The 23,162-nt window shown below is 72.2% G+C and carries 18 protein-coding genes; 10 read left to right on the top strand and 8 right to left on the bottom strand.

What is annotated here, in order from left to right; genetic code table 11:
• Positions 1 to 95: 95 nt before the first annotated feature.
• Positions 96 to 1,724: an FAD-dependent monooxygenase gene (locus AC067Z_RS15470; protein ID WP_478790012.1), complete on the top strand. Its 1,629-nt coding sequence runs from the start codon at positions 96 to 98 to the stop codon at positions 1,722 to 1,724.
• 111 nt (positions 1,725 to 1,835) lie between these two features.
• A complete protein-coding gene (locus tag AC067Z_RS15465) occupies positions 1,836 to 3,833 on the top strand; it encodes a PE-PGRS family protein (RefSeq protein WP_478790011.1) in 1,998 nt (665 codons plus the stop codon).
• A gap of 121 nt (positions 3,834 to 3,954) precedes the next feature.
• Here the strand turns inward: AC067Z_RS15465 and AC067Z_RS15460 are convergent, their stop codons facing one another.
• Positions 3,955 to 5,040, bottom strand: coding sequence for a S1 family peptidase (locus AC067Z_RS15460; RefSeq protein WP_478790184.1), 1,086 nt, complete (start codon positions 5,038 to 5,040; stop codon positions 3,955 to 3,957).
• A gap of 298 nt (positions 5,041 to 5,338) precedes the next feature.
• Here AC067Z_RS15460 and AC067Z_RS15455 point away from each other — a divergent pair, with 298 nt between their 5' ends.
• The 3 genes from AC067Z_RS15455 to AC067Z_RS15445 all read left to right on the top strand — a co-directional run bounded on the left by AC067Z_RS15455 (position 5,339) and on the right by AC067Z_RS15445 (position 9,725).
• Positions 5,339 to 6,973: a serine/threonine-protein kinase gene (locus AC067Z_RS15455; protein WP_478790183.1), complete on the top strand. Its 1,635-nt coding sequence runs from the start codon at positions 5,339 to 5,341 to the stop codon at positions 6,971 to 6,973.
• Positions 6,970 to 7,674 (top strand): hypothetical protein, encoded by a 705-nt coding sequence (locus AC067Z_RS15450; RefSeq protein WP_478790010.1) that lies wholly within the window; start codon positions 6,970 to 6,972, stop codon positions 7,672 to 7,674. Before AC067Z_RS15455 ends, AC067Z_RS15450 begins: the two co-directional genes overlap by 4 nt.
• A 533-nt stretch (positions 7,675 to 8,207) precedes the next feature.
• Positions 8,208 to 9,725 (top strand): DUF6056 family protein, encoded by a 1,518-nt coding sequence (locus AC067Z_RS15445; protein WP_478790009.1) that lies wholly within the window; start codon positions 8,208 to 8,210, stop codon positions 9,723 to 9,725.
• On the opposite strand, the gene AC067Z_RS15440 is transcribed toward AC067Z_RS15445, so the two are convergent.
• The 6 genes from AC067Z_RS15440 to AC067Z_RS15415 all read right to left on the bottom strand — a co-directional run bounded on the left by AC067Z_RS15440 (position 9,700) and on the right by AC067Z_RS15415 (position 16,641).
• Positions 9,700 to 10,701 carry a glycosyltransferase family 2 protein gene (locus AC067Z_RS15440; protein ID WP_478790008.1) on the bottom strand — a complete coding sequence of 334 codons (1,002 nt, stop codon included), beginning with the start codon at positions 10,699 to 10,701 and terminating at the stop codon, positions 9,700 to 9,702. The two genes, AC067Z_RS15445 and AC067Z_RS15440, sit on opposite strands and share 26 nt — an antisense overlap.
• A 191-nt stretch (positions 10,702 to 10,892) precedes the next feature.
• A complete protein-coding gene (locus AC067Z_RS15435; RefSeq protein ID WP_478790007.1) occupies positions 10,893 to 11,852 on the bottom strand; it encodes a lytic polysaccharide monooxygenase auxiliary activity family 9 protein in 960 nt (319 codons plus the stop codon).
• Between the two features lie 167 nt (positions 11,853 to 12,019).
• Positions 12,020 to 12,580: a telomere-protecting terminal protein Tpg gene (tpg, locus tag AC067Z_RS15430; protein ID WP_478790006.1), complete on the bottom strand. Its 561-nt coding sequence runs from the start codon at positions 12,578 to 12,580 to the stop codon at positions 12,020 to 12,022.
• Between the two features lie 9 nt (positions 12,581 to 12,589).
• Entirely contained in the window at positions 12,590 to 14,896 is a 2,307-nt protein-coding gene (gene tap / locus AC067Z_RS15425; RefSeq protein ID WP_478790005.1) for a telomere-associated protein Tap, read from the bottom strand.
• 103 nt (positions 14,897 to 14,999) lie between these two features.
• On the bottom strand, positions 15,000 to 15,995 hold the full coding sequence (locus tag AC067Z_RS15420; RefSeq protein WP_478790004.1) for an endonuclease/exonuclease/phosphatase family protein: 996 nt from the start codon (positions 15,993 to 15,995) through the stop codon (positions 15,000 to 15,002).
• Positions 15,988 to 16,641 carry a hypothetical protein gene (locus tag AC067Z_RS15415; RefSeq protein WP_478790003.1) on the bottom strand — a complete coding sequence of 218 codons (654 nt, stop codon included), beginning with the start codon at positions 16,639 to 16,641 and terminating at the stop codon, positions 15,988 to 15,990. Before AC067Z_RS15415 ends, AC067Z_RS15420 begins: the two co-directional genes overlap by 8 nt.
• A gap of 51 nt (positions 16,642 to 16,692) precedes the next feature.
• Between AC067Z_RS15415 and AC067Z_RS15410 the strand changes: the two genes are divergently transcribed.
• The 5 genes from AC067Z_RS15410 to AC067Z_RS15390 all read left to right on the top strand — a co-directional run bounded on the left by AC067Z_RS15410 (position 16,693) and on the right by AC067Z_RS15390 (position 22,339).
• Entirely contained in the window at positions 16,693 to 17,394 is a 702-nt protein-coding gene (locus AC067Z_RS15410; protein ID WP_478790002.1) for a hypothetical protein, read from the top strand.
• Complete coding sequence (gene cseB, locus AC067Z_RS15405) at positions 17,391 to 18,128, top strand: two-component system response regulator CseB (protein ID WP_478790001.1); 738 nt, start codon at positions 17,391 to 17,393, stop codon at positions 18,126 to 18,128. Before AC067Z_RS15410 ends, cseB begins: the two co-directional genes overlap by 4 nt.
• 1 nt (position 18,129) lies before the next feature.
• Complete coding sequence (locus AC067Z_RS15400; protein WP_478790000.1) at positions 18,130 to 19,413, top strand: sensor histidine kinase; 1,284 nt, start codon at positions 18,130 to 18,132, stop codon at positions 19,411 to 19,413.
• Positions 19,414 to 19,505: 92 nt separating this feature from the next.
• Positions 19,506 to 21,395 (top strand): transglycosylase domain-containing protein, encoded by a 1,890-nt coding sequence (locus AC067Z_RS15395; RefSeq protein ID WP_478789999.1) that lies wholly within the window; start codon positions 19,506 to 19,508, stop codon positions 21,393 to 21,395.
• 221 nt (positions 21,396 to 21,616) lie between these two features.
• Positions 21,617 to 22,339, top strand: coding sequence for a carbonic anhydrase (locus tag AC067Z_RS15390; protein ID WP_478790182.1), 723 nt, complete (start codon positions 21,617 to 21,619; stop codon positions 22,337 to 22,339).
• 60 nt (positions 22,340 to 22,399) lie between these two features.
• Here the strand turns inward: AC067Z_RS15390 and AC067Z_RS15385 are convergent, their stop codons facing one another.
• Positions 22,400 to 23,128, bottom strand: coding sequence for a class I SAM-dependent methyltransferase (locus tag AC067Z_RS15385; RefSeq protein ID WP_478789998.1), 729 nt, complete (start codon positions 23,126 to 23,128; stop codon positions 22,400 to 22,402).
• Positions 23,129 to 23,162: the final 34 nt, after the last annotated feature.

Here is a 23,162-nt window from a genome sequence, read left to right as displayed (position 1 = left end):
GCAGGAGTCGCCGCGCGCCGGCGATCGGGTGACGATGAGGGGAGCGGGGGTGCCGCCGGTCGGCGCGCAGGGGGTCTCTTCGACGGGAGATGCCAGTGGTGTACACCGACGTGCTGGTCGTGGGCGCGGGCCCGGTCGGGCTGACGGCCGCTGCAGAGCTCCGGCGGTGTGGCGTCACCTGCCGGATCGTCGACAGGCTGCCGGCCCGCCTGCCGTTCGCGAAGGCCGTGGGGATCCAGCCCCGGACCCTGGAGGTCTGGGACCGGATGGGGCTGGCGCGAGCGGCCCTGGATACAGCCGTCCCGATGCGTGGCCAGCTGATGTACGTCAACGGCGCGGAGCGGATGCGCATCGACATGAAGCTGCCGCCCGACGTCCCGTACGGCTTTGCCGCGCTGCCGCAGTACGAGACCGAGCGCATCATCGAGGAACATCTCGCCCGCTGGGACACGCGGATCGAGCGGGACACGGAGCTGGTGTCGTTCGCCCAGGACGAGGACGGTGTGTGGAGCCGGCTCGCCACAGCGGCGGGCGGCGAGGAGGAGGTCAGGTCCCGTTTCCTCGTCGGCTGCGACGGTGCGCACAGCATCGTCCGCAAGACGCTCGGGCTCTCCTTCGAGGGGGGCGCGTTCCCCGAGGAGTACATGCTCGCGGACGTCGAGGTCGACTGGAGCCTGCCGCCCGGTTACGGACTGCGCGCCATGCACATGAACGACGGCGAGACGGACGACATCCTGGTCTGCATCCCCCTGCCCGGCAACTGCCGCTATCGGATGTCCATGCTGGTCCCGCCGGAGCTGTCCGCCCAGGGGCAGCAGCGGCAGCCGGGCGTGGGCGACGTCGCGCACGGCCTGGAGAGCGGCCGCTCCCCCGGCCTGGAACACATCCAGGCGGTCCTCGACCGGCTGGCTCCGGAGCCGACCACGGCTTCTCGGATGCGCTGGTCGTCCGTGTTCCGCATCAGCCACCGGATGGTCGACCGCTACGCGAGCGGCCGGGTCTTCGTCGCGGGCGACGCCGCGCACATCCATCCCCCGACCGGCGCGCAGGGCATGAACACCGGCATCCAGGACGCGTACAACCTCGCGTGGAAACTGGCGCTCGCCGTGGCGGGCGGTGCACATCCCGGACTGCTAGAGAGCTACGACGCCGAACGCCGGCCGGTGGGTGAGGAGGTGGTGGGCAGGACCGTGCGGCATGCGACCGCGGGCGGCGTCCAGTCCGACCCGGACGACCCGACCACCATCATGCTGCGCGAGGCGCAGCTGCTGGTCGCGTATCCGGAGAGCCCGATCGTGGGGCCCCGCACCGGTGTGCGCACCGACGGGCCGGACTGCGGCGACCGCGCACCGGACTGCGGCGGACTCGTCGGCCCCCTCGCCACGTTCCCCGTCCGGCTGTTCGACCTGCTCCGCGAGCGGGACCACACGCTGCTGCTGTACGCGGACGACGAGAGCGAACTGCCCGGCCTCGAGGAAATCGCCTCCGTCGCCCGGCGCCTGACGCACGGCCAGGTGGAATCCCTCGCGGTGCTCGGCAGTGAGGCGCCTGCGGTCTGCGGCCTGCCGGTCTGGCGCGACAGCCGCCAGGACTTCCGCCGGGTGTACGGCGTGGAGGGACCGACGGGATTCCTGGTCCGCCCGGACGGTTACGTCGGTCTGCGGATGGGACCGGGCGCCGCCGACGAGCTGTCCACGCACCTTGCCGGGATCTTCCGTACCTGACCGTCCCGTCCGGCACCGCCGATTCCCGTCCCTTGTCCGGCCCGCCCGCGCTCCGATCGCACCGGGGCGCATGACCGGGGCGCCGGATTCGGTGAGGCAGGATGAGCCCCCATGAGGGGTGGGAGAGACGAGCTCGCGCAGCTGTTGCAGCGCGCGGGGCTCGAAATGACGGAGCACTGGCGGGCCGAGGAGCTGCTGCCGCCGCAGGCGGCGTGGCGACAGGTGGTCGAGGGAGGCTTGCGGCCGGTCGTGGCCGTGCGCTCGGACCGGCCCGGCGCGGTCGCCGACATCAACGCGCATTGGCACCGGCTGGCGGTCCGGCACGGGGTGATCGGTGCGGACGGGGACTTCCTCATCGATGTCGCCGGGATGCGCACGGGCAGCGGCCCGCAAGAGTGGACGCGGGTGCAGCCGGCCGACGTCTGGGACCTCGCCGGGGTGCTCGGGGACAGGCCGGGGCAACCGGAGTTCGTGACGCTCTCGCCCGACGGGGACACCGTCCTGGGTGTGACCTGCGAGGGCGACGAAGTCCGGCTGACCGTCGTCGACACCGTACGGGAGCGGCTGGACAGGGCCGCCGAGGCGGCCGCCCGTGAGACCGAGAAGGAGCGCGAAGCCGCCTGGGAGTCGCTGTTCCAGGGGCCCAGGCCGTCGCTGCGGCTGCTCGGCGAACGGGCACAGTGGGTCGGTTTCAACCCCGCGGCGCCCGACGACGTGCTGATCCGGCTGCTCGACATCGACAGCGGGTTCCTCTTCCGGCGCGACCTGCCGGCGGCAGTCGTCGACGCGGCCGTCGACCATCCGCAGTGGCAGGTCCGGGGCAGGCTGATGGAACGGCAGGTGAGCCTGACGCCCGAGCAGTGGACAAGGCTTCTGGTCGGCGAGAGCGACCCGCGGCGCCGTCGTGTCCTCGCCGAGCGTGCAGCAGCCTGGGGGGCGGAACTGACCGCGGCCGGCTACGAACGGCTCGCGGGCCACCCCGACGCCCGCGTCCGCGCGCACGCGGGCCGCCTGTCCAACGTGCCCGCGCCGCTGCTCGTCGCGCTGGCCACCGACGCCGAGCCCGCCGTACGTCAGGCGGCGTGCACGGCTGCATGGCCGCACCTGGACGACTCCGCGCGCCGGGCACTGCTCACGGATCCCGCCGCCGGGGTGCGCACACGGGCGCTGCTACGCCACCATGAGGACCATCCGATGCCGCGCGAACTCTTCGACACCCTGCGCGGCGAAGAGACACTGCGGACATGCCGGTTCGCCCGCGATCTGGCCGGGGATCTCGTGGCCGATCCCGATCCGGCCGTTCGCCTCGCCCTCACGCGAAACCCTCACCTCGACCCCGACCTGGTCGCCGTCCTGGCCGAGGACGAGGACGACAAGGTGCGGCTCCAGGTGTCCCTGCGGCCGGAACTCACCGAGGAACAGCGGTCCGCGGTCCGGGTCGACATCGACCCGGACGTCATGCGGCGCCCTGTCGACTGGGTCGAGGCGGCGCACGACGACCCGGACGCCATGCGGCGCTGTGCCGCCTCGTCCCATCTGCTGCTGCGCAGCGGCGCCGCCCGCGCCCGTCGGCTGCCGGCGGACGTCGTCGAACGTCTGGCACACGACGAGGACCGCGTCGTACGTCTCTTCCTCGCCGAGTCCTGCGACGACGCGCCCGCGGACATGCTGCTGGAGGTGTGGCAGTGGTGGACGGGCAGCCTCTCCAGTCCTGGACGCCCGCGTACGCATCCGAACTTCCCGCGCGACGGATTGCTGAAGTACGCCGACGACACCAGTCCCCGGATGCGCAGGCTGGCCCTGGACGATCCCGCGTCCACGCCGGAACTGGTCGAACGGTTCAGCCGTGATGCGGATGAGGAGGTGCGGCGGCATGCTGCGGAGGATCCGCGGCTGACGGCCGCGTCGGCCGTGCGCCTGCTCGACGACCCGCACAACAGTGTGCGCGCCTTCGCGGCGCGCCACCCGCGTCTGCCCGGGAAGGTGCTGGTTCGGCTGCTGCGGGATGCCGACACGGTGATGGACGCGGTGTGCAATCCGGCCTTGCCGGTGGCGGTGATGCATCGCATCCTCGACGCGTTCGAGGCGTCGGTCGCCGCGGACGGTTGAGCGCCGCCCCGGCGGGGGGGCCGGGGCGTCCGGGAATGCGGCACCGGCCCCGTGGCGGGGCCGGTGCCGCCGGACCGCCCTGACCGTCTGCCGTCAGCCGTCAGCCGACAATCGTCGGGCGTCAGGCCGTGTGCAGTGTCAGGCCGTAGCGGCCCAGGATCTCGTTGATCGGCTGGTGCCAGGTCTCGCCGCCGCCGCTGCAGTTGCCCCACCCACCGGACGTGACGCCCTGCGCCTGGTCACCGCTGATGAACGAGCCGCCCGAGTCGCCCGGTTCGGCGCACACGCTCGTCTTGGTCATCTGGTGGACTGCGCCCTGGCTGTAGTTGACGGTCTCGTTCTTGGCCAGGACGTTGCCGCAGTGCCAGTGCGTCGTCGATCCCGAACGGCACACCGAGGCCCCGACGGGTGCCTCGGCCGAGCCGCGGACCAGTTGGTCGGGGACCGTTCCCCAGCCGAGGACGACCGGGACCGTCCACCAGCCGCTGCCGACGCTCACCCAGGCGTAGTCGTTGCCAGGGAACGAGGAGCCCTGGAAGGTGCCGATGTGCGAGCCGTCCCAGCCCCGCACCGCCGCGCCCGCTCCGCCGCAGTGGCCTGCGGTGACGAAGCCGCCGTGCACGGAGAAGCCGATGGAGCAGCGGACGTTGCCGGTGTAGTACGGGTCGCCTCCGACGGTTCCGGCTGCGAAGGTCCGGGGTGCGGCACCGGTCTGCCGCACCTGGACCGGTCCGGCTGCGCGGGCGCGGTCGAGGAAGTTCTCGACATCGTTGTCGTGACGCTCGGCAGCGACGACGTTCACCACGAGGCGATTCGCCTTCGGATCGACGTGCCAACTGCTCACACCGGCCGGTGCGGACATGGTGTCGACCGCTCGCTTGACGGCGTCGAGCCGCCGGGCGCTGTGCTCCACGATCCGGGCCGACGCCCCTGTGGCCCGCACGGCTCCGGCCGCGTGCTTGTCGGTCACGGCCACGGTCAGTTTGCCAACGGCGGCGTCGAACCAGGCGCCTCCGAAAGCGGGCCCGGCGGCGCGCCGCGCCTCGGCCTCGATGCCGATGGCCTCCTTCTCGGCCACCAGACGCTCCCGCGCCTGCTGTTCGGTGAGCCCGAGGTCCTTCTGCATCGCGGCGAGCAGGCCGTCGGATGCCGGCGCGGCTGCGGGGTCGGGCACGGCGGCGGCCACCGGGCCGGCACCGGAGGACATGAAGGCACCGACGAGGAGAAGCGCGGACAACCCGGTGCGTATTGCTGTCGTAGGTCTCAAGGCGTTGACCTTTCGGTTGTTCCAGCAATGTGGGGGATGGAACAGGCCGACCTGAGAGCGCTCTCAGGTTGCGCCCGGCGGGAGCGTATCCCAAGCCGCCAGGCAGGTCCATGCCAAGCGCACCATTGCGTGCGCCCCCCGATCCCCGCGGGAACCGGTCGTGAGGAAAATGTGTCCCTGCTGAGGACAGCCCGTGAGTCGCCCATGGCGCGGCGGCGACCTGGTGTGGGGGAACGTGATGAGCGTGTGGTCGGTGCCGGGGTACACCGAATCCCGGGAGCTGGGATCCGGAGCGGGTGGGCGTGTCGTACTGGCCGTCCATGACGCCACCGGCGTGCCGGTGGCCGTGAAGTACCTCGGCGAAAGGCTGCGGGGCGACGCCGCCTTCGTACGGGAGTTCCGAGCCGAGGCGCAGCTGCTCGGCGGACTGGAATCGGCACACGTCGTGCGGCTCTACGAATACGTCGAGTCCCCGCACGGCGCCGCGATCGTGATGGAGCTGGTCGACGGGATCGCCCTGCGCGCCCTGCTCCTGCGGGAAGGGGCGACCGGGCCCGAGGCGGCGCTCGCCGTGCTGAAGGGTTCACTGCTCGGGCTCGCCGCCGCGCACGGCCGGGGGGTGGTTCACCGCGACTACAAGCCGGAGAACGTTCTGGTCGCGGCCGACGGTTCGTCCAAGCTGGTGGACTTCGGGATCGCGGCCCGACACGGCAGCACTCCGGGGGTGGCGGGCACCCCCTCGTACATGGCCCCGGAGCAGTGGAACGGCGAGCCCGCCTCCCCCGCGGCCGATGTGTACGCGGCGACGGCGACCTTCTACGAGTGCCTGACCGGGCACAAACCGTTCACCGGCGAGAACTTCGCGGAGCTCGCGCTCCAGCACATCGGCGCGCCGGTCCCCGACGAAGACACGCCCGAGCCGGTCCGGCCGCTGATCCGGCGCGGGCTCGCCAAAGCGCCCGAGGACCGCCCGGCGGACGCGGCGGCGTTCGTCGCCGAGCTGGAGGAGATCGCCGCCGCGGCCTACGGCCCCGACTGGGAGGAACGCGGTCAGCGCCGGCTGGCAGCGCTCGCCGCGCTGCTCCCGTTGCTGTTCCCGTCCGCGGCGGGCAAGGCGGCGGGGACGACCGACGCGGCAACGACCGTGCTGGCCACGGGCCACGGACCCGGTGGGTGGCTGACTCCGGGGCTCCGCAGGATCGTTGCGGGTGTGGTGGCCGCGGTGGTGGCCGCAGCGGTCGCGGTCACGGCGCAGGCCGGCGAGAGCACCGGGCGGACGACTGCCGAGGCCGTGGCCACCACGAGCGCCGTGCCGGACGGGGCCGACACGCCGGGCACCGGCCCGGACGGCTCCGCGAGCCCGTCGCCCTCTCCCGGAGAGACGACCGGTTCACCCTCCCCGTCGTCCTCGGCTCCCTCCGCCGAACCCTCCGGCAGCGCGACCGCCGTTCCGTCACCGGTCCTCTCCCCCACGGTGTCCGCTCCGACGGTGCCGACCGGTGAGCCGTCGACCGATCCCACGACCCCGGCGCCGACCGTCACCCCGCTCCGGGTGAAATCGGTCGAGGTCACGAGTTTCCGCCAGACCGGCAGCGCGACCGGGGCCGCGTCCGTCGTTGTCGCCACGGACGGCACCGGCCCGGTGACGATCGTCGTCTCCTGGTTCACCGGCAACGCGAAGGGAGCGCTCGGCGCGCCGGACGGCTCGGAGACCTTCCAGCGCAGCGGCGCGACGCAGTACACGCTTGCGCTGACGCACGCGTTCGCGGGCACGGGCTGCTACTGGGGTGTCCAGGCATCCACGGATCCCGGTGCCGCGAACGGCAGTTCCACGCAGCAGCTGCTCACCAGAAGGGGGTGCCCGGTCCTGTGAGCGATTCCCGCTTCCCTTCTGCCGGCGGCGAGCAGCACGGCCTCGGCGCGGACGACTACAGCGCCACCGCACTCGGCAGCCACTGGTTCGAACATCCGGAGCCCCAGGACGCGGTGGGCGCGCACGGCCCGGTGCACGCCCCCGCGGCGGGTGCCGCCCCCGACCGCGTGGAGGGCGAGGTCCTGCGGTTCGGACCGGGAGTGACGGAGATCGTCAGGCAGCGCGGGAATGCCGCCACGGCCGTCGACGTGTGGCACGGCACACTCGCCGGTCAGCCCTCGGGCGACGGTCCGCCGGCGCGTCGCAGACGTCGCGGTGCGCGACGCTATGCCCTGGCCGGTGCGGTGCTGCTCGCCGTGCTGGCGTATCTCGCTTGGCAGCGTTACGGACCGGAGGTCTCGGTGCGCGACGTGCGGGTGGAAGCCCCGGCCGAATCGCCCGGCTGCGACGGGACCGCCGATGTGGTGGGTGTCGTGCGGACCGATGGGCGGCCCGGCACGATCGCCTACCGCTGGGTGCGCAGCGACGGCACCTCCTCGCCGGTCCTGCGGGAGAAGGTGACACGGGGCCAGGAGCAGGCGCGGCTGCATCTGTTGTGGACCTTGCGCGGGCAGGGGGTCTACCAGGCGCGGGCCGAGCTGCGGATCGTGTCGCCCTCGCGGCACATGGCGTCGGGGTCGTTCGTGTACGCCTGCCGGTGAGCAGGGCCGGGATCGAGCGGCGGGGCGCACCCTCGGCCGGGAAGGGGGAAGGGGCGCACCGTCGGCCGGGGCAAGGGTGGGGCGCACCCTCGGTCGGCGACGTGCGGGCGGAAGCGCTCGGCAGAGGAGGTGAGAGAGCGCTCTCCCAGGTACAGGGATACTTCTCCGGCGTTACGTCCACGTCAAGGGTTGTGCACAAGCTTCCGAGCTCCCGGCACGGTTCGCCGACGACGATTCAAGAACTGAAGACACACGGGTAGTTGACGCCCGCACTCCCCGACATAACGCCCCGAACAGCCGCGCCTCTTGAATGTGCTCCGGGCGGGGCTCCGGCACGCCACCGGCCGCCACGTGCGGAGGTATACGGAGGCCGGGGCGGCGGATCGGGTCCGACGGGCTGTCGGAGTGGGCGCGGCGACACCACGGGCGGGGCCGGTCGGGAACATGATCCCGTCCGACGGAGAATGGAACGGCGCGCCGAGGATTCACATCTTCGTCGCTGGACAGACAGCTCCCCGAAAGGCAGTGGTGAAATGGCCGTCGACGCATCGAGCGTCACCGTCGCGCGAGGACCGGGCGAAGCAGACGCACCGGAGCGACGGAGCGGCAGCAGCCGCCTGGTGACGTCGTTGCGGGCCGTGTGGCCCTTCGCCCTGGCCGCGCTGCCGCTGGGGCTGCTGGCGATGGCGGCGTGGCTCGGCCGGCATGTGCGCCCGAGCGCCGACGAATGGTGCTTTCTGCCGATCGTCCGTGACCGCGGGATCTCCGGCCTGGTCGGTACCTTCTACTTCACCGACAACGGCCGGGTGGGCAACGGCCTGCTCGTCGGACTGTACGCCAAGTTCCCCGTCGCCGGGCACCAGTGGTTCGGCCTGGTCAGCGGGGTGCTGATGCTGGTGCTGCTGTGGGCGCTGGTCGCCCGCGTGCTGCGCTGGACCGGACAGCGGGTGCCGCGTGGTGTGCCCCTGCTGGTCGCCGCGATGGTCTCGGCGGTGTTCCTGTTCGCCACACCCAACACGTACAAGACGTTCTACTGGCCGGCCGCGTCCGTCTCGCACACGGTGGCGCCGGTGCTGGCGTTGGCGGCAGCCCTGCCGTTGCTGCGCACCGGAGGCCGCAGACGGCGGGTCGCCGCTCTCGTGACGGTGGCGGGTGCGGGCGTGTTCATGGGAACGCTGTCGGAGGAGGCCTCGGTCGTCGCCCTGGTGGTGCTCTCGGGTGTTGTGCTGTTCGCGCACCGCCTGTTCGCCGGGCGGGCCGTGCGGTTCGCCCGTGTCTGGTCGCTCGCGGGAATGGCCGCGATCGCAGTCGGCACGCTGATCCTGATGACATCGCCCGGATCTCGCAACCGGCGTGCACGCTTCGGCGCCGAGAGCACGTCCATGCTCGCCCCCGACTCGCTGCTCGGTTCGCTGCGCGGCTTCGTGGACATTCTCGGGACGGTGCTCTCGACGTGGCAGTACCTGGGTGCGGTGGCGGCCGGCGTGCTCGTGGGGCTCGTGGCGCGCCGGGGGCCGGGACGGCCCGCGGACCTGCTGCCGCTGCGGCCGGTGCCGCTGCTGACGCTCGGTGGCGTCGCGTTCCTGGTCTCCGGCTATCTGTGCACGGTCATCACCTACCCGGTCTTCGGGGCGCGGGTGGTGACGACGGAGCGGACGTGGAACGACTATCTGCTGCTGTTCGTGGTGCTGCTGGTGGCCGGGGGTGCGTTCCTCGGCAGGGCGGTGCGCCGGCAGCTGCCGCACGCCGCCGGGCGGACGGCGGCGACGGCTACGGCCGCGGCGCTGTGTGCCGCGGCCGTTGTGGGGCTCGTCCCCCCGCTCGTCTCCCTGGGGCACGACATGCAGGTACGTGCCGAGCGGTGGGACCGTCAGGACAGGTATCTGCGCCAGGGCGCCGCGCAGGGCGCCGAGGTGCTCCCCTACACGCCGGTGTCGGTCGCGAAGATGCTGGAGCCGTTCAGCCGCAAGGGGAAGCGGGTGTGGCCGGCGCAGTGTGTCGCCGACTACTACCACCTGGACAAGGTCACTTGGTCAAAGCAGCTTCCCTGACCGGCTGCCCCTCGGCCTGCTCGGGCTGTTCCGGCTGGAGTGCCACGGCCGTCTCGTCGGTCTCGCGGACCACATAGTGGGGCCGGCGCTTCGCCTCGTGGTAGATGCGGCCCACGTACTCGCCGATGACGCCGAGCGTGGCGAGCTGTATCCCGCCGAGGCCGACGATCGCGGTGATCAGTGTCGCGTAGCCGGGGGTGTCGACGCCGTACAGAACGGCGTTGGCGATGATCCACAGCGCATAGACGAATGCCGACAGCAGCAGCCACAACCCGGTGTGGATGGCCAGGCGCAGCGGGCGGCTGTTGAACGAGAGCAGTCCGTCGATGCCGTAGTTGAGCAGCCTCCGGCCGCCCCACTTGGACTGGCCGGCTGCTCGCTGCACATTGGTGTACGTGAAGCTGACGGTGTCGAAGCCGATCCAGGAGAAGAGTCCCTTGGAGAAGCGGTTGGACTCCGGCATCGACAGGATCGCGCCGACCGCCCGCCGGGACAGCAGCCGGAAGTCACCGGCGCCGTCGAGGACTTCGACGTCCATGAAGCGGCGCACCATGCGGTAGTACGTCTGGCTGAGCACGGTGCGCACCATGCCTTCGCCGGTGCGGTCGCGCTGGGCGACGACCTGGTCGTAGCCGTGCCGGTGCAGTTCGAGCATGCGGGGGATCAGTTCGGGCGGGTGCTGCAGGTCGGCGTCCATGAGGACGACGACGTCTCCCCGCGACATGCGCAGCCCGGCGAGCATTGCCGCTTCCTTACCGAAGTTCCGGCTGAAGGAGGTGTACCGCACGCGCGGGTCCGCGGCGGCGATCTCCTTCAGCTGCACGCGGGTCGGGTCGCCGCTGCCGTCGTCGACGTAGCAGATCTCGAAACTGGCACCGGTCGCCTCCAGAGCGGTGACGAGGGCCCGGTGGAAGGCCTCGATCACCTCGCTCTCGTTGAAGCACGGCACGACGACCGAGGTATGGACGGTTGTCATTTCACTCCATGCACTGTGATGCGGGCGGGCTGCGCGGCGTTGCGACCCGCTTTGCACTAGGAGTAGATGGCCGGCGGCCCGCCGAGGTTGCCTTCATGGTGGGACGGCAGCCGGTTCGTTGTGCGTAGGTGGCCGGTTTCCGGCGCGTCGCGCTCCGGCGTACGCGCCCCCTGGGGCGCAGGCTCGACGGATCACAGCCGCCGGCGGCGGAGCACCACGGAGCCGCAGAGCGAGGCGAGGGCAAGGGCGGCTGCCGCGCCGCCGATGAGGATTCCCGGGTTGCCCTCCGTGTCGCGGTCCGCCGCAGCGGGAGCAGGGCGGGGAGCCACGGGGGGCGGGGTGGCGGCAGCCTGCCCCTCGGCGTCCCCGGCGTCGGCGGGCTCCTCCGGCTCGGGCGCGCCGGCCTCCGTTCCGCCGGCCGCTGCGTCCTCGGCCCGGTCCGGGGGCGGCTCCGGCGACTGCTCGGGGTGGGTGCCGCCCTGCTGCGCCTCACCGCCAGAGGGGGTGAGGACGAGATCGGAGCAGGAGTAGTAGGTGTCGGGAGTGTCCGTGTTCCGCCACACCGTGTACAGCACATGACGGCCGGTCAGCCCGTCGGGGAGGCGCCCGCTGATCCGGTAGGCGCCGTCGATGAGTTGGGGGTCGGTGGCGGTGGCGAACGGCTCCGAAGCCAGATCGGACCAGCGCAGCGGCCCTGCCGGATCATGCCCCTGTTCGGTGAGATACAGCTCGAACGTGCCCCGGTGCGGAATGGTCGACCGGTAGGTGAGGGTGAACGGCGCACCCTCCTCCATGGGGGTGGCCGGCCAGTCGGCACGGGCGGTGTCGAGCCCCCGGTAGGCGTCGAGCCCGGCACTGCACAACTCTCCGTCCGGGATCACCTGCCGGTCCCGGCCTTGCACGCCGGGCAGCCGGAGGTTGTCCCACGCCCGGAAGCCGGCTCCCCCGTTCGCGGCAACGGCCGCCCTGCAGGCGGCGGATGCGCGCAGCGCCGCGCCCTCGGGCCCGCAGGCGGCGACCCTGCTGACCGGGTCGGTCGGCGCTCCGTGCGCCTGAGCGCTCGGGGCGGCCAGGGTCATGAGCACGAGCGGTACGGCACCGGCCAGTACGGCGGCGGCACCGGCCGGTGCATGGCGGCGACGGTCTTTCATCGCGCGGACCTCCTCGGGGAGCGGCGGCTGCCGGGAAGTACGTCCGCGAACGGCGCGGCGTTCACCGGCCTTCGCCGTCGAGGGCCTCGCATGGGCGGACGTGCTCAGCCGTCGGGTGGAGAGGTCAGTCGCGCGACCGGCCGCGAACTGCCCGGCCGCGACTGTCGTCAGCTGTAGTCGATCTCCACGTAGTCGATGTCCGTGAAGTCGACATGCAGACCGTCCGCGCGCCGTCCGTGGTCCTTGAAGTAGATCTCTTGGAGGCCCTCGGCCGCGATCTGCTGGAGTTGCTGTTCGCTCGCACCGGCGTCCTGGGCGGCGAACAGGCGAGCCGCGTAGTCCGGGGGCAGATGCTGGGTGATGCGCCGGATGCGGCTGTCGTCGGTGCTGCCGGGAGCCGCCGTGAAACCGAAGCGGGCGCGGGTCTCGATGACGAGGCCGCCCGCCGTCGCGGCCTGTCTGCGGGCGCGCTGTTTCACCCGGGGCTGCCACAGGCGGCGCACCTCTGCCGCCATCCGGTCGGCGAGCTCCTTGCGGGGCTTCTTGAACTCGCCCTTCAGATAGCGCTCGACGGTGCGCTGGGAGACGCCGAGTTGTTCGGCGACAGCACGCGTCGAGCCTCCGGCACTCCTGACGAGGAATCTCACCCGCGCCTGCGCGCCCACCGGGATCGGCCGGGTGGAGGTGTTCTGCGCGGCGCGGTCCAGGCTGTCGCCGATGTGGCCCATGGCGTACTCCTACTCTCCGTCGCCCGCGGTGTCCGAACCCTTGATGTGGCGGGCCGGGTTGAGGCCCTGGTCGAGCAGTTGCACCGCCCACATCATCGACTGCGTCCCTTCGTGCTTGACCATCCCTGGACTCACCCCGAGCCGGAACGTTCCGGGAGCGGGGCGGCCTTCGGGGGTGCACGGCAGGAAGTCGAGCGGACTCGGACCGTCCGACAGGTAGACGGCGCCGTCGGAGAGCAGGGCGACCGGGCAGAGCGCGTCCTCGCCGAGACGCAGATGCCCCGACGGCGCGGGGGCGTGCTGGGTGGCGAGGGCCGTTCTGACCAGCTTGCGGTGCATGTTGACGCGGGCGGTCGCGATGACGGCGGCGCGGATGTCTGGCCGCCAGGTGGGCCGGGCCAGCGCGGGCCACGGCTCCCCCGGCCGGTACGACGTGCCCTGCGGCCGCTCACGGAGTTTGCCGATGCCGCCCTTCACCGTCGCCTTGATCGCCGCGAGGACGGAGGCGAGAGCGGGGTCGTTCGCCTTGTGGCGTTCCATGGCGGCGAGGAAGTCGGTCCCGCTCAGGCCGGGTTCCACGCCGAGGTCGGCCATCGTCGCCTTGTACGCGTCGCTGAGCTGCTTGTACCAGGGGTCGAGGTACGGCCCGCTCCGGGTGCGGATCCAGGCCTCGACCGGTGCGAGCGCGACGGGCAGCCGGTAGGTGTCGACGAGTTCCTGCGCGTAGGCGACTGTCGGGGTCGCGTACCAGGCCGGCCCTTGCGGGCGAACGCCGCCGGGGGTGAACGGGTTCGGCAGGCGCGGGTCGATCTCGATACCGGACAGGTCGATCAGCCAGCAGCCGGGGACCGCCTTGTCGAAGACGGGTGACGTCACATGGACGGGCTCGCCGAGCCCGACGACGAGCCGGTTGGCTGCCGCGAGGAACGCGGTGTTCACGTCGATGCCCACCGCGTACGCCCGCACGCACTCGCCGTCGGTGAGCAGTTGGGCGTCCCGCGTCCACTCGAAGGCCTCCTCGTCGAGGACCTCTTCGGGGGTGCGCCGGTGGCCGCGCGGATGCACGGCGGCGACGACGGGGTGCTCGTCGGGGGCCTCCGGAGGCGCGGGGTCCACGGCCTCGGTGAGCGACCCCGGCACCGGTCCGGACACCCACGAGCCGCTGTCGGCGTCCTGGACCGCCCGGGTCGGCGGCCGCAGTGCGGTCATCAGCTCCAGCCCCGAGACGGCGGCGGAGCCGCGCGGGGTCAGTACCCTGGCGGCGTACGTGCACAGCACACGGGCGAGTTCGGGGGGCGGCAGTGCCGCGGCATCACCCCATGTCCGGGGATCGAGCGCGCCCCAGGGCAGGACGGCGAGCTGGACACACCGGCGCTGCCCGGACTCTGCGGGGCGGTAGATGCGCGGCCAGGGACCGAATCCCCGTTTGGTGAGCTGCCACCCGGCGCGGGCCAGTCGGCGGACGACGGGGTGGTTGTCGGGCAGCCGCAGGCCGCGGCGGTCCTCGAGCTCCGCGGGGAGACCGAGGCGGAGTGCGGCCGCCTCGGTGAGCACGACGAGCGGGTCGGCGTCCTTGCCGTTGCGGTTCAGCCGTGGCGCGCCGAGGCGGGCCTCGGTCAGGGCCCAGTCGAGCAAGGCGGGGATGTCACCGGCGGGACAGTCGAGGATCAGGCCGCCGGTGCAGTGGGCACGGCCGTCGCCGTCGAGGACGGCGAGCGGTCCGTCGACGAACCGGGGGTCGGACGCGGCTGCCCCGGCGGCCGGCGCGGACCGGCTGTCGGCGCGGGAGGCAGGGCGCCCGGCCACGGCGCGGCGGGGCCCCGGCGAGGCGGAGGGGCGGGCCTGCGCGGCGGCATCCGACGTGTGCCCCGGGTCGGGGGCGGCGGGTGCTGAGGGCATGGAGGCAGGTCCGGGCGCCGGAGCCGGAGCCGGGACGACCGGGGTGGCATGCGGCACGGGGGTGGCGCGCGGCGCTGGCGTGGCGGGGGGCGCGGGCGTGGTGTGCGGCGCGGGCGTGGCATGCGTGGCGGGCGACGGATCGGGCGGGGTGGGCGGCGCGGGATGCTGGGCGGCCAGACCTTCGAGCAGCCGCGCATACGCCGCGCGCTTGGGCGGCCGGGGATCCGTCCGGCCCGATTCCCAGCTCGTCACCGTCTCGCGCCGTACCTGGAGCGCCCGCGCGACCTGCTCCTGGCTGACCCCCGCGGCCTCCCGCAGACGTTTGCGTTCCACGGGCTCGGGCAGCGGGTCCTGGGCCGCGGTCTGTTCCAGCAGCGCGTCAACGGCTGCGAACAGCTCTGCCTGCTCTTCGGGCACGCGGATCACCTCCAGCGGCCACGATATCCCCGACCACACAGCGGACCGCACACCGAACACACGCTACGCCCGGGTGCCGCGCCGGCCGGCGACTGCGTAGGGGTCAGAATCTGATCCGTGCGGCCAACGGCAGGTGGTCGCTGCCCGTCGCGGGCAGTGTGCGGACGTCCGTCACGGTCGCGGACCGGGTCATGATCTGGTCGATCCGCGCCAGAGGGAAGGCCGCCGGCCAGCTGAACGCGAGCCCACGGCCGGCCACCCGGACCTCCGCGGCGACCGGGCCGAGTCCGCGGTCGTCGACCGTGGCGTTGAGGTCGCCGAGCAGGACCAGCCGGTCCACGTCGTCGGCCGCGATCGCCCTGCCCAGCAGTGCCGCGCTCTCGTCGCGCCATGCGGACCGCAGACCGTCCGGCACACCGACACGTATCGACGGCAGATGGGCGACGTACACAGCGACGTCGCCCGCAGGCGTCCTCATCGTGGCGCGCAGCCCGCGGTTCCAACCGGGCCCGATGCCCCGCGGTTTGATGTCCACGGGCCGGACGTCCGCCAGCGGGTACACGGACCACACGCCGACGCTGCCCACGACCGCGTGGTGCGGATGACCTGCCGCGAGGGCCTTCTCGTACACCGGCAGAGCCGCGGGGGTCAGCTCCTCCAGGGCGATGATCTGAGGTTTCTCGCGTGACAGCGCCCTTGCCGTGTCCGCCGGACGGGCGTTCACATCGCTGACGTTGTGCTGCACGGCCACCAGGTCGTGCGCCACGTCACCGGCCGGTACGAGCAGCGGTCCGAACCGGCCGAGCCAGACGGCGACGGGAATCAGCAGCACGACGAGCGCCGTCGCCGAGCGGCGCAGGAGCGCGGCGGTGAGCAGGACGGGTACGGCGAGCCCGAGCCACGGCAGTAACGTCTCCAGCAGACTCCCGAGCCGCCGACCGGAGTTGGGAACGGCGGAGGGGAAGGCCAGCAGGAACGCGACGGCCGCGGCGCAGGCCGTGGTGACACCTCCGCGTCGCCATCGGCCGGCATCCTGCCGTGGGGTGGTCGCCGCCCGCAGACGCGCGAGGAGACCGGCCCCGCGGCCGGATTCAGACATCGAATGCCTCGAGGGTGACGAGCGCGGTGGTGTCGTTCTCGTAGCTCACGTTCACCCGGACGACGGCAGCGCCCGCGGCGCCGGTGGGGCCGACGGACGGCATCGGCTCCGCCGGGGAGCCGGCCCCGTCGATGTCGATGCAGATGTCCTCGGCGCAGTGCTCCTCCGGCGGCGCGTCGGGGTAGGTGTCCTTCAGCCATGCCGCCACGTCCGCGCGTGGCATGCGGAACGTCCCGTGCGCCGCGTCATCCAGCCCCCGGCTCATCGAACAGTCCTCGTCCGTGGCTCCCTCGGGAAGGGTGCCGTGCGCGAACTCCATTGCCTCGGCGCAGCTGATCTCCGCGTGTGCCCCGAGGGGATCGTCGCTGACCACCATGGCGATCACCGTCCAGGCGAACAGAACGACCACTGCCGAGAAGGCGAGCACAGGCAGCGCGATCGCCGCCCACAGCAGTCTGCGCGGCCACTTCCCCCGCCGTTGGTCCCGACCGTCCATGCCGCCCCCGTCGCCGTACCGTTCTCCTCGCAGATCCTGCCAGCCCGCTGTGACGGGCGTGTTCGGCGGGCGGTCCGGCAGCACCCGCACACCGGCGTCGGCCGGACACCGGTCAAGTCGGCGGCCGAAGCGGAGAATTGCGCGCCTCACACCCGAACCACCGTTCGGGAGCAGAGAACGCACGGTTAGGCTGAGGCGCCTATGCCCCGCTTCCCCCGCACCGGCCTCCCCCGCACCGGCCGCACGGCGGCCCCTGCTCTGGCCGCCGTCACGGCCGCGGCGGTGCTCGTGTCGTGCACGTCGCACGCGGGGGTGCGGGACGGTGGCCCCGCGCCGAGTCTGTCTCCACCGGTGCGTGCCGAGCCGCTGTGGCCGCAGTACCAGCCGCCCGTGCCGCCGTCGGCGGGTGAGGCCAGTCCCGCGTACCGGCAGTACGAGGCCGTGCCCTCCGTCTCCGTGCCGGCGGACGGTCTGCGCGGGGTGGCCGTGCCCGATCTGCTGGACAACGACCCCAATGTTCCGAAACTGGTCAAGGCCGCGCTGACGGACTGCCCCGGAGAGCAGTGCGGACTGCGCAATCCCGTGTACCGCGAGCTGACCGGTGACGGACGGGACGAGCTCGTGGTCGCGTTCGACGAGCCGAGCGCCTCGTTGACGCTGGTTCAGGTCTACCGGGCGTCGGGCGGCACGGTGCGCCCGATACTGATCACGTGGGGCCAGCTCGGGATCACCGGCGAGACGTTCGGTCACGATCTGGTGATCACCTCCACCGGGCAGGACGGCCGGTTCACCACGCGCTACCGCTGGAACGGCACGGTCATGGCAGCCGTCGCACCGCACGACGATCCGGCCGGCCCCGCAGCAGGGCACAGTGCCGCACCACAGACGAGGACGCCCCGATGACACACCACCGGTTCTCCGCGCCCGGCGCGCCGGCCGAGGCCCGACTGCTGCTCGTCGAGGACGACGAGGTGATCCGCAACACCGTCCGTATGCTGCTCGAACGCTACGGGTTCACGGTGTCGACCGCGGCCGACGGACTGACCGGGCTGGAGATCTTCCGTGACACCGAACCGGATCTGCTCCTCCTCGACGTGATGCTGCCGGATCTGGACGGCATCGGACTGTGCCGCCGGGTCCGGGAGTTCAGCCTCGCCCCGATCCTGATGATGTCCGCGCGCGGCGACACCCTCGACGTGGTGTCCGGGCTGGAGGCGGGTGCCGACGACTACGTCGTCAAACCGTGCGAGAGTGCCGTCCTCGTGGCCCGGATCCGTTCACTGCTGCGCCGTGCCTCCTTCACCCCGGACTCGGTCACCGGACGGGACGGCGCGGCCTCGGACGCCGACGGCACCACGGTGACCTTCGGCGACCTGACGATCGACACCCGGGGAATGGAAGTACGTCGCGACGGGCGGACGCTGGCGCTGACACCGACCGAGCTGCGGATGCTGCTCGAATTCGCCGCCAGTCCCGGTGTCGTACTGGAGCGCCGTACGCTGCTCAGCCGGGTGTGGGACCACGCATGGCACGGCGACACCCGCGTCGTCGATCTCCATGTGCAGCGGCTGCGAGCCAAGATAGGCGCCGAACGGATCGAGACGGTCCGCGGCTTCGGCTACAAACTGCGGCGCTGACATGGCACTGCGCTGGCGGATCGCCGCTCTGGTCGCCGTGGCCATCTGTGCCGTGGCGACCGCCGTCGGCGTGCTGGTGCACCAGGCGTCGCGCGACCGGGAGTTGTCACAGGCGCGGGACGCGGCACGCACCACGCTCGACCGGGCCGCCGTCATCTACGCCCGCACCGGATCCGTGCAGGGTTCGGGCGCGGAGCTGGACGCGCCGGGCCTGCCGCGCTCCCTGGGGACGCTGGTGGCGCGGGGGCATCAAGGCACCGAGTTCACCGCGGGAGAGCGAGGTCCGGCGATGTGGGCGGCCCGGCCGGCGGGCACCCAGGTCCTGTCCGTGCGCGTCGACCTGAGTGTGACCATGCGGGATCTCGGTGCGCTGGACACGAACATCGTCGTGGCGGGTGTGGTCACCACCGCGATGGTGCTGCCGCTGGGCGTGCTCAGCGCGGGGCGGATGAGCCGCCGGCTCCGTACGGCTGCGGGAACGGCTCGCCGCATCGCCGACGGCGACCTCGACGCCAGGATCTCCGCGGCGTCGCGCCCGCAGGACGAGATCGCCGAGATCTCGGCGGCCGTGGACACGATGGCCGCGGCGCTCCAGCAGCGGCTGCGCGGCGAGCAGCGCTTCACCGCCGACGTGGCGCATGAACTGCGCACGCCGCTCATGGGGTTGGTGACCGCGGCCGAGCTCCTGCCGGAGAGCGAAGCGGCCGGGTACGTGCGCGACCGGGTGCGCGTACTGAGCTCGCTGGTGGAGGACCTGCTGGAGATATCCCGGCTGGACGCGGGCGCCGAGCGGGCGGACGCGTCCCGCTGCCCTGTCGGCCCGGCGGTCGCGCAGGCGGTGGCCCGTACCGGCCTGGCAGCGGCGACCGCCGTCGAGGACGCAGGGGCCCGTGCGGAGGCCGAGGACGCGGCGGACGACGATGACACCGCCGTGTGGACGGATCCACGCCGGCTGGAGCGCATCGTCGCCAATCTCGTCGTCAACGCGCACCGCCACGGGCGTGCACCGGTCACCGTCACCGTGGCACGGCATCCGCGGGACTCGTCGGTGACCGTCTGCGTACGCGACCGGGGCGACGGTTTCCCGCAGTCCCTGCTCACGGACGGACCGCAGCGGTTCCGCACAGGTGCGAGGGAACGGGGCACCGGCCACGGCCTCGGTCTGACGATCGCCCAGGGCCAGGCCCAGGTGATCGGCGCGGTGCTGTCGTTCGCCAACTGCCCCGCCGGCGGGGCGATCGCCACGCTGCGGCTGCCCGACCGCCCGGCACCGATACACGACTGATACGGGCGCGATGCACGGGCGACGCAGAGTCGAGGCCCGGCGGATGCGGGCCTTCCGCTCGACGAAGATCTTGGGCATCGAGGATGACGCCCATGCGTATCAGGCGGAACCCGTACCGAACCGTGGAGCAGCAATTCCTGGGCCTCGGCGGTGACGTCGGGCAGTCTGCCGCGGCGTCGGACGGGACGAGAACTGCTCCGGGCAAGCGGCGAGGCGTGTTCCGCCGCAGGGCGGTGCGGCCGGGGCGCACGGGGCTGCGCCGGCTGTTCACCTGGCGTCGGCTGCTCGCCGGTGTGGTGACCTTCGGTGCTCTGGTCGTCGGCGGGTTCACGGTGCTGTACATCGCCATCGACGTCCCCGGGGCCAACGATCTCGCGAAGGCGCAGAGCAACGTGTACCTCTACAGCGACGGCACACGGCTCACGCGGACGGGCGACATCAACCGCGAGCCCGTACCCCTCGACCGGGTCCCCAAGGACGTGCAGCGTGCGTTCGTCGCCGCCGAGAACCGGGACTTCTACAGCGACTCCGGCGTTTCGCTGAGCGGAACCGCACGCGGCATCCTCAACACTCTGGCAGGACGCGGCAAGCAGGGCGGTTCGACGATCACCCAGCAGTATGTGAAGAACTACTACCTGAGTCAGGACCAGACCGTCACGCGCAAGGTGAAGGAGCTGGTCATCTCCCTGAAGGTGGACAGGCAGACCTCCAAGGACGACATCCTGGCCGGGTATCTCAACACCAGTTACTACGGGCGGCTGGCGTACGGGGTGGAGGCCGCATCGCGCGCCTACTACGGCAAGGAGGCGGAGGACCTCACCGTCGAGCAAGGGGCCTATCTGGCGGCGCTGTTGCAGGCCCCGAGCCAGTACGACTGGGCCGTGGCCACGCCCGACGGCAGGCGGCTCGCGGTGGAGCGCTGGAACTACGTCCTGGACAACATGGTCGAGGAGGGCTGGCTGGACCCGGCCCGCCGGCAGAGCATGCGCTTCCCGGTCCCGCTGGCGCCGAAGCCGTCGCAGGGGCTCGCGGGCCAGAACGGCTACCTGGTCGACACTGCGCGGCGGGAGCTGCTGGCCTCGGGCATCAGCGAGCAGGATCTTGCGGGCGGTGGCTGGCGGATCACCCTGAACATCGACCCGGCCCGGCAGCGTGTTCTGGAGAACGCCGTCGCCGCCGGACTGGACGGCGTCCCGGGTGCCGACGGCTCGGCGTCCGGGGCCGACCGCCAGGCCGGGGCGGTGTCGGTGGACCCGAGGAACGGGCGCATCGTGGCTCTCTACGGGGGCCGGGACTATCTGAAGCACTACCTCAACAATTCGCTCCGCGCCGACTACCAGGCCGGACCGACGTTCGCGCCCGTCGCGCTCGCGGCCTCCGCGGAGGCCAAGTGGGAGAACAGGAGCTTCGTGGAACCGGCGCAGATCCGCCGGACGGCGACCGATCTGGGCATGAATCCTCAGGCGAGCGGCTTCACCGCGCCCGGCGCGACGACGCTCGGGCTGATGGGTGTCAGCCCGTTGGAGATCGCGGGCGTCTACGCCACGCTCTCCAACGACGGAAAGAAGGTCACGCCGTCGATCGTGAAGGCGGTGGAACGGGCGGGTGAGACGACAAAACTGCCGCCCTCCGTCGGCGGGCAGGCGGTAAGCCCCGAGACCGCGGGCATGGTCACCGCGTCGTACGGAGCGACAGCACCGCTCGGCAACGGCCGCTTCTCCGTCGTCCGCCCCGCGCCGAGCGCCCTGCAGGGGCGGACCGTGAGCGTCGGCGGTCCGTCGGACGACAGGAAGGCCGACTGGTTCGTGGGCGGGTCTTCCGAACTGGTCACGTCACTCGCGCTGTTCGGTGAGGACGCCACGTCGCAGAAACAGGTGACGCTGGACGGCGCCGGTGACGGCGGCGCGGCGAGGATCTGGTCGATGTACACGGCGGGATCCGCCGACGACGGGCCCTCCCCCCTGCCGGACACGCTCCCGTAGGGGCTGTCCGCGACAATTGAGGGAATCGCAGCAGTACAGGACCGTTGTGGGCAGGTGATCACGGCAGGGCGGGACGGTGTGTGTCTGCGCCGGCCGGTTCAGGTACACGGACCCAACTGCCCCTGGATCAAGGTTTGTTCAAACGGACGCAAAGAACTTCACGCAACGAAGTACTGGGCGACACTGCGCTCTACGGTCACCTCGTGACACTCACCTCTCAGATGGACAAGCCCGTCGGCGAGCGCCGGCGAACCCTGCTGCGCGCGGCTGGCGCCGTCGGAGCCCTGGCCACCGGAGGGCTCGCCCTGGGCGCTGTGCCCGCGCTCGCGTCGCCGGTCGCCGCACCGTCCCGCACTCGGCCGGGCACACCGTCGGGGGCGCTGCGCGAACTCACCGCGGGCAACCGCCGATGGCGGACGTTCCGTCAGGAGCACCCGCACGAGACCGCTGCCGTGCGCGAGGCGCTGATCACCGGGCAGCACCCGTTCGCGGTGATACTCGGCTGCATAGACTCGCGGGTCCCTCCCGAGCTGGTCTTCGACCAGGGGCTGGGCGATCTGATGACCGTGCGCGCGGCCGGCGAGGTGCTGGACGAGGCCGTGCTCGGCAGTGTCGCGTACGGCGTCCTGGAGCTGGACATACCGTTGGTGATGGTGCTGGGCCACCAGTCGTGCGGGGCGGTGACCGCGGCCGTGCAGGCGGAGGAGACGGGCGAGGAGCTGCCGGCGCACATCCAGTACATAGCGGACCGGATACGTCCGGCGATCGACCACAGCCAGCAGGGCGATGCCCGGATCGACTCCACCATCGACCGCAATGTCGCCATGATCACCCGCCGGTTGGCACGCGAGCCCGATCTCGCGGCCAGGATCACCGCCGGGAAGCTCGCGATCGTCGGCGCGCGCTACGAGTTGACGTCCCAGCTGGTGCACGGCATCGCCTGACGGCTCACGACCCGGACCGGCGGCGTGCCGCACGACGGGCGTACCGCCGGGCCGGAGGCGTCAGCGGCGGGCCACGACGAGACAGGCGCGCGGAGCGCCCGAGGGAAGCCGCCCGAGATCGTCGAGCGGCATCAACTCGACCGAGAATCCGGCCTGTTCGAGGTCGGCACGCACTCCGGAGAGCGGGAAGGTGCGGTAGTACATGATGAACTCCGGCCGCCACAGGGCGTTGCGCACGCGCATGGTGACGTCGAAGCCCAGCAGGGCCCAGTAGAGCCACGACCTGGGCCCGGGCGGCGCGAGTACCGGGAAGGCGAAGCATCCGCCGGGGCGGAGCGCGGCGCGGGCCTGAGCGAACAACCGGGGCCGTTCCTCGGGCAGGAAGTGACCGAAGGCGCCGAAACTGACGGCCAGGTCGAACTCCGCGGCGAACGGCAGGGACCGCGCGTCGGCGCGCACCCAGGACACCTCGGGCACGCCCGCTTCGGCGGCGGGCGACGTGGCCCTCGCGGTGTCGAGCATTCCCGCGCTGAAGTCCACTCCGGTGACACGGTCCGTGCACAGCTCGCGCAGCATGCCGACACCCGCGCCGGTGCCGCAGCAGATGTCGAGCCCCGCACGGAAGGGGCCGAGCGGACGCAGGGCGCGCGCCACGGCATCGAGGATCCGGTCCGGGGTCCGGAAGGGGGTCAGGTCGAACTTCGGCGCGAGCAGATCGTAGCCCCGCTCGGTCGAGGAGAGTGCCTGAACGGTGAGTTCTTTGAAGGTGGGTCCCTGTGCGGTGAACATCCCGGCCAGCCTACGGCGTATCCGGTCCACCAGA

It is taken from the genome of Streptomyces sp. NPDC043812 (assembly GCF_056436245.1).
This window is presented reverse-complemented; position numbering and strand designations above follow the sequence as displayed.